The organism is Bradyrhizobium sp. DOA1, assembly GCF_001593325.1.
Lineage (GTDB): Bacteria > Pseudomonadota > Alphaproteobacteria > Rhizobiales > Xanthobacteraceae > Bradyrhizobium.
In genome coordinates this window covers 2,053,432-2,066,247 of record NZ_JXJM01000001.1, presented here as the reverse complement: position 1 = coordinate 2,066,247, position 12,816 = coordinate 2,053,432, and the positions used below count along the sequence as shown (strand labels likewise).

8 protein-coding genes and 1 riboswitch are annotated in these 12,816 nt (G+C 64.6%); of the genes, 5 read left to right on the top strand and 3 right to left on the bottom strand.

Going from position 1 to position 12,816, the window contains the following annotated elements; all coding sequences use genetic code 11:
• Positions 1–694: RNA methyltransferase (locus SE91_RS09645; protein WP_197489449.1), on the bottom strand; the 694-nt coding region annotated here is incomplete at its 3' end.
• Between the two features lie 340 nt (positions 695–1,034).
• Between SE91_RS09645 and SE91_RS09640 the strand changes: the two genes are divergently transcribed.
• Both SE91_RS09640 and SE91_RS09635 read left to right on the top strand, forming a co-directional pair.
• Positions 1,035–2,249, top strand: a complete 1,215-nt coding sequence (locus SE91_RS09640) for an NADP-dependent isocitrate dehydrogenase (RefSeq protein ID WP_008564136.1) — start codon at positions 1,035–1,037, stop codon at positions 2,247–2,249.
• Positions 2,250–2,343: 94 nt separating this feature from the next.
• Positions 2,344–2,847 carry a DUF3455 domain-containing protein gene (locus SE91_RS09635; RefSeq protein ID WP_061847418.1) on the top strand — a complete coding sequence of 168 codons (504 nt, stop codon included), beginning with the start codon at positions 2,344–2,346 and terminating at the stop codon, positions 2,845–2,847.
• Between the two features lie 29 nt (positions 2,848–2,876).
• Here the strand turns inward: SE91_RS09635 and alaS are convergent, their stop codons facing one another.
• Positions 2,877–5,555, bottom strand: coding sequence for an alanine--tRNA ligase (gene alaS / locus SE91_RS09630; protein ID WP_061851069.1), 2,679 nt, complete (start codon positions 5,553–5,555; stop codon positions 2,877–2,879).
• A gap of 247 nt (positions 5,556–5,802) precedes the next feature.
• Positions 5,803–5,893, top strand: a riboswitch (glycine riboswitch).
• Positions 5,894–6,037: 144 nt separating this feature from the next.
• On the opposite strand from alaS, the gene gcvT reads away from it, so the two are divergent.
• The 3 genes from gcvT (at position 6,038) to gcvP (ending at position 10,608) form a co-directional block, all read left to right on the top strand.
• Positions 6,038–7,183, top strand: coding sequence for a glycine cleavage system aminomethyltransferase GcvT (gene gcvT / locus SE91_RS09625; RefSeq protein ID WP_061847416.1), 1,146 nt, complete (start codon positions 6,038–6,040; stop codon positions 7,181–7,183).
• A gap of 10 nt (positions 7,184–7,193) precedes the next feature.
• Positions 7,194–7,562 (top strand): glycine cleavage system protein GcvH, encoded by a 369-nt coding sequence (gene gcvH, locus SE91_RS09620; protein ID WP_061847415.1) that lies wholly within the window; start codon positions 7,194–7,196, stop codon positions 7,560–7,562.
• Between the two features lie 181 nt (positions 7,563–7,743).
• Positions 7,744–10,608: an aminomethyl-transferring glycine dehydrogenase gene (gene gcvP, locus SE91_RS09615; RefSeq protein WP_061851068.1), complete on the top strand. Its 2,865-nt coding sequence runs from the start codon at positions 7,744–7,746 to the stop codon at positions 10,606–10,608.
• A gap of 1,140 nt (positions 10,609–11,748) precedes the next feature.
• Here the strand turns inward: gcvP and SE91_RS09600 are convergent.
• Positions 11,749–12,747, bottom strand: coding sequence for a hypothetical protein (locus SE91_RS09600; protein ID WP_061847409.1), 999 nt, complete (start codon positions 12,745–12,747; stop codon positions 11,749–11,751).
• Between the last annotated feature and the right edge of the window lie 69 nt (positions 12,748–12,816).

Genomic DNA, 12,816 nt, shown 5'->3' with positions numbered 1-12,816 from the left:
CCATCCGGGTGAAGATGTTGCGCAGGTTCACCAGCATGGTGTCGCGCTTTTCGGCCGGACGCAGGAACTCGACCTTGTCGAGCTCGCGCACGAGATTGTCGAAGAAGGCCTGCATCTGGTGCTGCGAGGCGCGCTCGGATCGCTCCGGCATGGCGTGCGGCAGCTCGCCCGAGGTGGCCCGCTTGAACCATTCATAGCCCACCAGCAGCACGGCTTGAGCAAGGTTGAGCGAGGCGAAGCCCGGATTGACCGGGAAGGTGATGATGCGATTGGAGAGCCCGACCTCCTCGTTGGTCAGGCCCCAGCGCTCACGGCCGAACAGGATACCTGCCTTGCCGCCGGTCGCGACATGCCCGGCGATCTCGGCTGCGGCCGCCTCCGGCCCCACCACCGGCTTGGCCTGGTCGTGCGGGCGCGCGGTGGTGGCGAACAGCAGATCGAGATCGGCAACCGCCTGCTCCACCGTGTCGAACAATTCGACCTTTTCCAGAATGTGGTCGGCGCCGGCGGCGGCCCGCTGTGCCGCGATGTTGGGCCAGCCGTCGCGGGGATTGACGATGCGCAAGGCGCTCAGGGCAAAGTTGCCCATGGCGCGCGCGGTCATGCCGATGTTTTCCCCGAGCTGCGGCTCGACCAGGATCACGATGGGACCGTCGAGGGAAAGCCCGGCCTTGCTCTTGTCAGTCCCCGACATCTCGTTTCGCTTTCACACTGTCTCTCAAGGCCTTGGCCGAGCCGCCTCAGGAATTGATTCAAGCCGCCAGTTCCGGCCGGCTCCGTCCCGCTCGCCTGTCGTTTGCCTGTCCTGACGAAATTCTCAAGGGAAATAACGGGTTGGATTCGACTTTTGAATCGTGCTGGGAACGTGCTCCCGGGGCCCGCCCGAGGGCCGGCTGCCGCTTCCCGTCTGCGGAAGCTGGATGAGCTAAAAGTGCATAATCCCTTGGCTTTCGCCCGCCGCGCGGCGGTGCTAAGAGGCGGCGGATATTCCCGTGGCGCGTCAAAAGCGCCGTTCGAAAGAGGCTTCCCCGATCATGGCAAAAATCAAGGTATCCAATCCCGTCGTCGAGCTCGATGGCGACGAGATGACCCGGATCATCTGGCAGTACATCAAGGACAAGCTGATCAACCCGTTCCTGGATGTCGAGCTGCTCTATTTCGACCTGGGCATGGAATACCGAGACCACACCAACGATCAGGTCACGATCGACGCCGCCGAGGCGATCAAGAAGGTCGGCGTCGGCGTCAAGTGCGCCACCATCACCCCGGACGAAGCGCGGGTGAAGGAGTTCAATCTCAAGCAGATGTGGAAGTCGCCGAACGGCACCATCCGCAACATCCTCGGCGGCGTGATCTTCCGCGAGCCGATCATCTGCAAGAACGTGCCGCGCCTCGTTCCCGGCTGGACCAAGCCGATCATCATCGGCCGCCATGCCTATGGCGACCAGTACCGCGCCACCGACATCAAGTTCCCGGGCAAGGGCACCCTCTCGCTGAAGTTCGTCGGCGAGGACGGCACCGTGATCGAAAAGGAAGTGTTCAAGGCGCCCGGCGCCGGCGTCGCCATGGAGATGTACAATCTCGACGACTCCATCATCGACTTCGCCCGCGCCTCCTTCAACTACGGCCTGCTGCGCGGCTACCCGGTCTACCTGTCGACCAAGAACACCATTCTCAAGGTCTATGACGGCCGCTTCAAGGACATCTTCCAGGAGATCTTCGACAAGGAGTTCAAGAAGGAGTTCGACGCCAAGGGCCTGACCTACGAGCACCGCCTGATCGACGACATGGTGGCCTCGGCGCTGAAATGGTCCGGCGGCTACGTCTGGGCCTGTAAGAACTACGACGGCGACGTGCAGTCCGACACGGTCGCGCAGGGCTACGGCTCGCTCGGCCTGATGACCTCGGTGCTGCTCACCCCCGACGGCAAGACCGTGGAAGCCGAAGCCGCCCACGGCACGGTGACCCGCCACTACCGCGAGCACCAGAAGGGCAAGGAGACCTCGACCAACTCGATCGCGTCGATCTTCGCCTGGACCCGCGGCCTGTCGCATCGCGCCAAGCTCGACAACAACCCCGAGCTGGCCAAGTTCGCCAACACGTTGGAGAAGGTCTGCGTCGACACCGTCGAGGCCGGCTACATGACCAAGGACCTCGCGCTCCTGGTCGGCGCCGACCAGCGCTGGCTCTCAACCACCGGCTTCCTCGACAAGGTCGCCGAGAACCTCACGAAAGAGTTGGCGGCCTGAGCCGTCCGCAATTTCGCCCGACTGGGCCAGACATCATCAAGGGCCGCGCCAAGCGCGGCCCTTTTCTTTTGTGCCCTCGCGCGGAGAAGCGACCATGCCGATCAAACCTGCCATCCCCTGCCTGCTGTTGCTCGCCGCCATGGCCGGGCAAGCCAGAGCCGCAGCCCCGCTTCCCGAGGCGATTGCCGCGCCGGGCGAGACCGTCGTGCTCAGCATCCACGCCGAGGGCGCGCAGGTCTATGAGTGCAAGGCCGGCGCTGACGGCAAGCTCGCCTGGGCTTTTCGCGAGCCGATCGCGACGCTGCTGTCCGAAGGCAAGACCGTCGGCCGGCATTATGCCGGCCCGAACTGGGAGCTCGCCGACGGCAGCGCGGTGGTCGGCAAGGCCATCGGCAACGCACCTGGCGCAACAGCTGCGGACATCCCCTGGCTGAAGCTGGACGTGACGGCTCACCGCGGCAGCGGCGCGCTCACATCAGTCACCACGGTCCAGCGCATCGACACCCAGGGCGGCAAGCTCGACGGCGCCTGCGACAAGGCCGGCGATTTCAGGAGCGCGCCCTACTCCGCCGACTACGTCTTCCTGAAGAAGGGCTGAGCGCTCAGCCCTTCGGGTGACATCGAGCCTTAAGCGCCCGCCATCGCTTTCTCGATCGCTGCCAGCGCCTCGGACGCCTTGGCGCCCTCGGGGCCGCCGGCCTGCGCCATGTCGGGCCGGCCGCCGCCGCCCTTGCCGCCCAGCGCTTCGGAGGCGATGCGCACCAAATTCACGGCGTTGAAGCGCGCGGTGAGATCAGGCGTAACGCCGACCACGACACCGGCCTTGCCGTCCTCGGTGACGCCGACGATGGCGACGACGCCGGAGCCGATCTGCTTCTTGCCGTCATCGGCGAGGCTCTTGAGATCCTTCATCTCGATGCCCTCGACCGCGCGCGCCATCAGTTTGACGTCGCCGACCTCGCGCACGCCTGCGGCGGCACCGTTACTCGCGGATGCACCGCCGCCCATCGCCAGCTTCTTGCGGGCGTCGGAAAGCTCGCGCTCGAGCTTCTTGCGCTCCTCCATCAGCGCGGTGATACGCGCCGGTACGTCGTCGAGCGAGGTGCGCAGCTCGTTCGCCGCGCTCTTCGCCAGCGCCATGGTGTCGTTGGCGTGTTTTCGCGCGTAGTTGCCGGTCAGCGCCTCGATGCGGCGCACGCCGGAAGCCACCGCGCTCTCGCCCGTCAGCGTGATCAGGCCGATGTCGCCGGTGCGCTTCACATGGGTACCGCCGCAGAGCTCGACCGACCAGCCGAGCGCGTTGGCGCCGCGCTCGCGCGCGGTCCTGCCCATCGAGACGACGCGAACCTCGTCGCCGTACTTCTCGCCGAACAGCGCGCGCGCGCCGGCCTCGCGGGCCTCGTCGACGCCCATCACGCGCGTGGTGACCTCGTCGTTCTCCAGCACCACGTCGTTGGCGATGTCCTCGATGCGGGACAGCTCGTCCACGCTGATCGGCTTGGGATGCACGAAGTCGAAGCGCAGGCGATCCGGCGCAACCATCGAGCCGCGCTGGGCGATGTGATCGCCGAGCACCTGGCGCAGCGCCTCGTGGATGAGGTGCGTCGCCGAGTGATGCGCGCGGATCGAGGACCGCCTGCCGTGATCGACCTCGAGCTGCAGCGCGGTGCCGACCTTGACTTCGCCGCTCTCGACCGTGCCGATATGAACGAAGAGATCGCCGAGCTTCTTCTGCGTGTCCGTGATGCGGATCTTGATGCCGCCCTCGCCCGAGAGCACGCCGGTATCGCCGACCTGGCCGCCCGACTCCGCATAGAACGGCGTCTGGTTCAGCACGAGCGCCCCGGTATCGCCGGCCTTGAGGCTGGTGACCTCCGCGCCGTCCTTCACGAGCGCCGAGACCACGCCTTCGGCGCTCTCGGTCTCGTAGCCCAGGAATTCGGTCGCCCCGAGTTTCTCGCGCAGCGGGAACCAGATCGCCTCGGACGCCGCTTCACCGGAGCCCTTCCAGGACTCGCGCGCCTTGGCTTTCTGGCGCTCCATCGCGTCGGTGAACGCAGCCTGATCGACGCCGATGCCGCGCGACTTCAGCGCGTCCTGGGTCAGGTCCAGCGGAAAACCGTAGGTGTCGTAGAGCGTGAAGGCGACGTCGCCATCGAACATGTCGCCCTTCTTCAGGCCCGCGCTCTTCTCGTCGAGGATGGCAAGGCCACGCGACAGCGTCTTGCGGAAGCGGGTCTCCTCGAGCCGCAGCGTTTCCTCGATCAGGTTTTCCGCGCGCATCAGATCGGGATAGGCCTGGCCCATCTCGCGCACCAGCGCCCAGACCAGGCGATGCATCAGCGGCTCCTTGGCGCCCAGCAGCTGCGCGTGGCGCATCGCGCGGCGCATGATCCGGCGCAGCACATAGCCGCGGCCCTCGTTCGAGGGCAGCACGCCGTCGGCGACGAGGAAGGCCGAGGAGCGTAAGTGGTCGGCGATGACGCGGAACGAGGCCACGGTCTGCTCGTTCGGCCCGGTGCCGAGCGCGGACGCCGCGGCATCGATCAAATTCTTGAACAGGTCGGTCTCGAACACGCTCTCGACGCCCTGGAGGATGCAGGCCATGCGCTCCAGGCCCATGCCGGTGTCGATCGAGGGACGCGGCAGCGGCTGGCGCTCCTCCTTCGTCACCTGCTCGAACTGCATGAACACCAGATTCCAGAATTCGAGGAAGCGGTCGCCGTCCTCCTCGGGCGAGCCGGGAGGTCCGCCCCAGATGTGCTCGCCGCGATCGATGAAGATCTCCGAGCACGGGCCGCACGGGCCGGTGTCGCCCATCGCCCAGAAATTATCCGAGGTCGGAATGCGGATGATGCGGTCGTCGGAGAAGCCGGCGATCTTTTTCCACAGGCCCGCCGCCTCGTCGTCGGTGTGGTAGACGGTGACGAGCAGCTTGTCCTTCTTCAGCCCGAACTCGCTCGTGATCAGCTTCCAGGCGAGCTCGATCGCGCGCTCCTTGAAATAGTCGCCGAACGAGAAATTGCCGAGCATCTCGAAGAAGGTGAGATGGCGCGCGGTGTAGCCGACATTGTCGAGGTCGTTGTGCTTGCCGCCGGCGCGCACGCATTTCTGCGACGTGGTGGCGCGCTGATAGGGCCGCTTCTCGACGCCGGTGAAGACGTTCTTGAACTGGACCATGCCGGCATTGGTGAACATCAACGTCGGATCGTTGCGCGGCACCAAGGGCGAGGACGGCACGATCTCGTGGCCGTTCTCGGCAAAGAAGTTCAGAAAGGTCGACCTGATCTCGTTGACGCCGCTCATGTTCATCCAATCGGGTGTGCTTGGACCCGCGCTTCTCGCCATAAAAACCGGACGTTAAGGCAGATATCTGCGGGCCAAAGCGCTTTTAGACAAGGCCAGCTTCGCTGTCCAGAAACTGTGCAGAGAGATCAGAGGGTTGCCCAAGGCACGCAATCGCCGCGCAATCCCGGTTGCAATCCCGGTTGAAAGGCCAAGTCGCCGCGTTGACAGGCTTGGCTGCCCTGTGGTCTGTACCCATCTGTATCGTACGGCCACGTCGGGAGAGACCGGCTTTAGGCAGCCGGCGCCGAAGGAGCAACCGCCCCGGAAACTCTCAGGCAAAAGGACCGCGTGGCTTTGACAGCATCTGGAAAGAGGCGCCGACGGGCTTGAGGTCCGGATTGCGTCCGCCGACGGGATAATACTCTCAGGCACAGCGACAGATGGGGCTTCGATGGGTTGTCTCGGGGAATTCTCCCCGGGGAACCGCCGAGGGCCCCTTGATGCTTGCACACGACCAAGACTCCCTGAAACGTACGCCCCTTCATGGGCTTCATGTGTCCCTCGGCGGCAAGATGGTGCCGTTCGCGGGCTATGACATGCCCGTGCAATACCCCGCGGGCGTGCTGAAAGAGCACCTCCAGACCCGCACCAAGGCCGGCCTGTTCGACGTCTCACACATGGGCCAGCTCGCGCTTCGGGCCAAGTCGGGCAAGGTCGAGGACGCCGCCCGCGCGCTGGAGCGGCTGGTGCCGCAGGATATCGTGGCGATTGCGCCGGGGCGGCAGCGCTACGCCCAGTTCACCAATGCGGATGGCGGCATTCTCGATGATCTCATGGTCGCCAATTTCGGCGATCACCTGTTCCTGGTCGTCAACGCCGCCTGCAAGTCCGAGGACGAGGCACATCTGCGCGCACATCTGTCCGGCGATTGCGTCATCGAGCAGCTGGCGGATCGCGCGCTGATCGCCTTGCAGGGCCCAAAGGCGGAATCGGTGCTGACGAAATTCTGTGCAGATGCGCCCGCCATGAAATTCATGGATTCCGGTCCGCACGAGGTTGCCGGCATCAAGTGCTTCGTCTCGCGCTCCGGCTACACCGGCGAGGACGGTTTCGAGATCTCCATTCCCGCAGGGGATGCCGAGCGTCTTGCCAAAATGCTGCTCGAAAACCCCGATGTGCTGCCGATCGGCCTGGGCGCCCGCGACAGTTTGCGGTTGGAAGCCGGGCTCTGCCTCTACGGCCACGACATCGACACCGCGACCACGCCGGTCGAGGCCGCGCTGGAATGGTCGGTGCAGAAGAGCCGCCGCAGCGGCGGCGCGCGCGCCGGCGGCTTCCCCGGCGCTGACAAGATCCTCGCCCATTTCGACAACGGCGCAGCGCGCCGCCGCGTCGGCCTGCTCGCCCAGGGTCGCGCGCCGGTTCGCGAAGGCGCGCTGCTCTTCGCGGACGAGGCCGCGGGCGAGCCGATCGGCAAGGTCACCTCGGGCGGTTTCGGCCCGAGCCTGAACGCGCCGGTGGCGATGGGCTATGTGCCCACCAATCTGAGCGCGCTCGGCACGAAACTCTTCGCCGAAGTGCGCGGCCAGCGCCTGCCGCTCACCGTCGCTGCCATGCCTTTTGTCAAGAACACCTACAAACGCTGAGGACAAGAAAATGACCACGACGCTGTACACCTCCGACCATGAATGGCTCGCCATCGAGGGCGATGTCGCGACCGTCGGCATCACCGACTACGCGCAGCAGCAGCTCGGCGACGTCGTGTTCGTCGAATTGCCCAAGGTCGGCCGCGCGCTGAAGAAGGCGGAAGCTGCCGCGGTGGTCGAGTCCGTCAAGGCCGCGTCCGACGTCTACTCGCCTGTAACGGGCGAAGTGCTCGAGACCAACGCCGACCTCGCCGCCGAGCCGGCGCTGGTGAACTCGGACGCGCAGGGCAAGGCCTGGTTCTTCAAGATCAAGATGACCGACAAGAGCGAGCTCGGCGGCCTCATGGATGAAGCCGCCTACAAGGCCCACACGGCGTGAGATGACGAGAACTCTGACCTCATATTCGGTGTCATCGCCCGCGCAGGCGAGCGATTCAGGACGCCGCAGCCTCTCGGTTCAAGCCGTGCTGCCTGCGTTTACTGGATGCCCCGCCCCCGTGCGCAATTGCGCACTAGGCGGGGCATGACGGCGACAGCGAAATCTAAGCGAGGACCCAATGATGACCGCGCACCGCAAATCCAACGGCGACACCGCCAGCTTCGTTCGCCGCCATATCGGCCCCTCCACGCGCGATGTCACCGCGATGCTGGAGGCCGTCAGCGCGAAAAGCGTCGACGCGCTGATGGCGGAGACGCTGCCCGCCTCGATCCGGCAGGCCGCCCCGCTCGATCTCGGCAAGCCGCTCAGCGAGACCGAGGCGATCGCGCACATGACTGAGCTGGGGCGTCAGAACCAGGTCTTCACCTCGCTGATCGGCCAAGGCTATTCCGGCACCATCCTGCCCGCGGTGATCCAGCGCAACATCCTGGAGAACCCGGCCTGGTACACGGCTTACACGCCCTACCAGCCCGAGATCAGCCAGGGCCGGCTGGAAGCGCTGCTCAACTTCCAGACCATGATCTGCGATCTCACGGGGCTCGACGTCGCCAACGCCTCGCTGCTGGATGAGGCGACCGCGGCGGCCGAAGCCATGGCACTGGCCGAGCGGCATTCGAAGGTCGAAGCAAAGGCCTTCTTCGTCGACAAGGACGTGCATCCGCAGACGCTGGCTGTGATGCGCACCCGCGCCGAGCCGCTGGGCTGGGAACTGATCGTCGGCGATCCCCTCACCGATCTCGACAAGGCCAACGTGCTCGGCGCGCTGCTGCAATATCCGGGTTCTTCCGGTGCGGTGCGCGACTTGCGGCCTGCGATCGCGACGCTGAAGGCCAAGGGTGCGCTCGCGATCGTCGCGGCCGACCTGCTCGCCTTGACGCTGCTTGCTTCGCCCGGCGAGTTGGGCGCCGACATCGCGATCGGATCGGCGCAGCGCTTTGGCGTGCCGATGGGTTATGGCGGTCCGCACGCGGCCTATATGGCGGTGCGCGATGCGCTGAAGCGCTCGCTGCCGGGCCGCATCGTCGGCCTTTCCGTGGATTCCCGCGGCGCGCCGGCCTATCGCCTCGCGCTGCAGACCCGCGAGCAGCACATCCGCCGCGAGAAGGCGACCTCCAACATCTGCACCGCGCAGGTGCTGCTCGCCGTGATTGCCTCGATGTATGCGGTGTATCACGGCCCCGAGGGCCTGACGCAGATCGCGCGCAACGTCCACCGCCGCACCGCCGTGCTCGCGAGCGGCCTGCGCAAGCTCGGCTTCGCGCCGAAGTCCGACAGCTTCTTCGACACGCTCAGCGTCGATGCCGGCGCGGGGCGTGCCGAGATCATCGCGCGCGCATCAGCCGAGAAGATCAATCTCGGCGTCAGTGACACGGCGCTTCGCATCGCACTCGACGAGACCACGACGGCGGCGACGGTGGAAGCGGTCTGGCGCGCCTTCGGCGGCACACTCGCCTATGCCGAGATCGACGCCGAGACGCGCGAGGCACTGCCGGACGGCTTGAAGCGCACCACCGCCTTCCTCACCCATCCCGTGTTCCACGCGCATCGCTCCGAGACCGAGATGCTGCGCTACATGCGCAAGCTCAGCGATCGCGACCTCGCGCTCGATCGCGCGATGATTCCGCTGGGATCCTGCACGATGAAGCTGAACGCGACCACCGAGATGATGCCGCTGACCTGGCCGGAATTCGGCTCGCTGCATCCGTTCGTGCCGCGCGAGCAGGCCGCCGGCTATCACGCGCTGTTCGCGCGGCTGGAAAAATGGCTGTGCGACATCACCGGCTATGACGCGATCTCGCTGCAGCCCAATTCCGGCGCACAGGGCGAATATGCCGGGCTGCTCGCGATCCGCGGCTATCATGCCGCGCGCGGCGAGAGCCACCGCAAGATCTGCCTGATCCCCTCCTCCGCCCACGGCACCAACCCGGCCTCGGCCGCGATGGTCGGCATGGACGTGGTGGTGGTCGCCTGCGAGAAGAACGGCGATGTCGACGTCAATGATCTGCGCGTCAAGGCGGAGAAGCATTCGAACGATCTCGCCGCGGTCATGATCACCTATCCCTCGACGCATGGCGTGTTCGAGGAGCACATCCGCGAGATCTGCGACATCGTGCACAGCCATGGCGGCCAGGTCTATCTCGACGGTGCCAACCTCAACGCGCAGGTCGGCCTGTCGAGGCCCGGCGATTACGGCGCCGACGTCAGCCATCTCAATTTGCACAAGACCTTCTGCATTCCGCATGGCGGCGGCGGCCCCGGCATGGGCCCGATCGGCGTGAAGGCGCATCTCGCCCCGTTCCTGCCGGGCCATCCGGCAACGCAAGCAGACGCGCCCGTGGGTCCCGTCTCCGCCGCGCCGTTCGGATCGGCTTCGATCCTCACCATCTCCTACATCTACATCCTGATGATGGGCGGCGAAGGCTTGAAGCGCGCCACCGAGATCGCGATCCTCAACGCCAATTACATCGCAGCGCGCCTCGATCCGCATTTCCCCGTGCTCTACAAGAACGCCAGGGGGCGCGTCGCGCATGAATGCATCGTCGATCCGCGCCCGCTGAAGACGACGTCGGGCGTGACCGTCGACGACATCGCCAAGCGACTGATCGATTACGGCTTCCACGCGCCGACCATGAGCTTCCCGGTGCCGGGCACGCTGATGATCGAGCCGACCGAGTCGGAATCCAAGGCCGAGCTGGACCGCTTCTGCGACGCCATGATCGCGATCCGGAAGGAGATCGCCGAGGTCGAGGCCGGCCGTTTCAAGATCGAAGCCTCGCCCCTGCGCCACGCCCCACACACCGTGCACGACATTGCGGATGATGATTGGAATCGCGCCTACACCCGCAGCGAAGGCTGCTTCCCCGCGGGCACATCGCGCACCGACAAATATTGGAGCCCGGTGGGGCGTGTGGACAACGTCTACGGCGACCGTAATCTCGTGTGCTCCTGCCCGCCGGTGAGCGATTACGCAGAAGCCGCGGAGTAAGCTTTGTAGGATGGCTAGAGCGCAGCGAACCCATCACTGCGCTCGCTTGCGCGCAAGAAAAGCTATGGGTTTCGCTGCGCTCTACCCATCCTACGGCACTGAGCGTAAATCTATGGCGCAACCAGCGAACGGCTTTCGCGATCCCATCGCCAGAGCTTCTCGTGGTCAGTTCGGTGCCGCCCCACCAGCGATAGATCCGGTTGTGGCGCCACATATCGTCCTCACGCGCAAAAATGGAACGACCGAGTTCGGTCAGCGTGACCTTCCACTCGCTCCTGCCGAAGTAGCGATCCTCATTGTTGAACGCCGGATCGCCCAACAAGATCGGCGGCGCCGAATATGCCCCCAGTTCGAGCAAGGCTTCGCGCGCGTCGTCTTCGTCGAACACGTCGCGGAGCCAACACGCCTCGGTGACGCGTCTTGGGTCGGTGTGCCCATCGTTCACAAAGTCCAGAATATCCATTTCGCTGGCACCTAGGCCCGTCACGTTGTCCGGAAGCTCTTCAAGCAACGCGATGAGCGCCGGCCGAAGTCTCGGCAGGATCGTCAGATCCGTCATCAGAAGATCGAAACATGGCTTTGGCGTTTCAGCCCGATAGGCTTGCCAGGCGCGGCGTGCCAAGACCAAATGATTTTCGGTCACCTTGAAGGCCGCCAGCTTCCATTTTGCGACAGATTCGGGAGGGTAGCGCGCAACATGGTCATCCGTGTGCACCAGACTGAGCTTCGTCGTAATCTCCTTGTAGGGGCGAAGCAAGTCCAGCAGCCAGACCAGCACAAGCTGATCGTTTGGTCGAGGATCGACCCATATTTCAATTGAGTCGAACTTCGAACATAGCTCGAAGAAACCGATATCACGCGTTCCGAACCCCTCCAGCGAGCCACGACAAGCGTCATCGAGCCAATGATCGCCGGAATTGCCATGCTTTGCCGATCGGCGCTCCAGCCCCATCAGAAGCTGTTCGTCGGAAGGCAATTTCCTCCACACGAAGCGTGGATAGAACCCAAGCACGACATTCGCTTGGCACGACTGGCGAAGAAGGTCTTCGTCAAGATGGTTCGTGGCTAAGATCAAATGGGACACGGTCGCCTCTCAAAAATTGATACGCAATACAGGAACGCTGAGAGCATGCGTACGCCTCACTCAGGCGCGATCAACGCGCGGCTCTCGGCGTCCCATCGCCAAAGCCGTTCGCTGGTGAGAAGCGTGCCACCCCAACAGCGGCGAATCGTATTATGGCGCCGGAAGTCCTCTTCTCCCGCCAGCGCCGCCGTCCCGAAATCGGTGAGCGACAAGCGGGACCGCTTGTATTGCGCGAAACGGCGAGCATCGTCATGCATGTCGAGCGTGAATGGCCCCTCCTCCAACCCGGCTACGGCCGGTACTGGACATCGCGCGAGCCCATCGAGCAGGGTTCCGACTTCCCAATAATCGTACACGCGCCGCTCGTTGCGCTTCTCTTGACCGGGGAAGACGTCAAAGGGCTGCACATTCCCTGGTGAGATCAACTCGAGCATTCGCGTCTCAGTCGCTGCAAGACCGGTAGTCCTGCTCGGAAGCTCATCGAGCAGGTCGAGGGCACACCGTTCAAGCTGCGGAAGCAAACTCAAATCCGATTTGAGAAGGTCGAACCAAGCCTGCGGCGTCGACGCGCGATAGGCCCGCCACGCACGCGCCGCCAGTTCGACGTGTTCTTGCGTGACCTTAACGATCGGCGGGTTCAGCTCGGTAAGCCGCTCCGGCTCGGCGCCACCAACGGCCAAGTCCAGGTAACATATCGCGAGTTTGGAGACTGCCGCTCCCTTGCTGCCGCAATGGTCGAGCAGCCAAAGCAAAACCAATTGTGCGTTTGGCTCTGGCCCGACCCACAGTTCGGCTAGATCACATTCCGACAGCAGGTCGATCAGTCCACGGTCTTTCAATCTCGACTCTTCGAGACGCCACGACGGCGTGTCGTCCAGCCAATGAAGGCCTCGAGGCTGAATCCTACGCGGGGTAAAGAATGCCTCCAGCTCCTCCTCGGACGGCAACGGCCCCCAGACAAGCCGGTGCTCGATGGCGATGACGAGATCGGCGAGCCCAGCGCGTTGCAAGGCGCCGGCAGCGGACGAATCTGTTGTCAGAATCAGGCGCTTCACCGGAATCACTTGTCTCGCTCAGCGATCAACGAAACGGGCGCCGCAGACGTCGGCAACTCAACGTCCTCA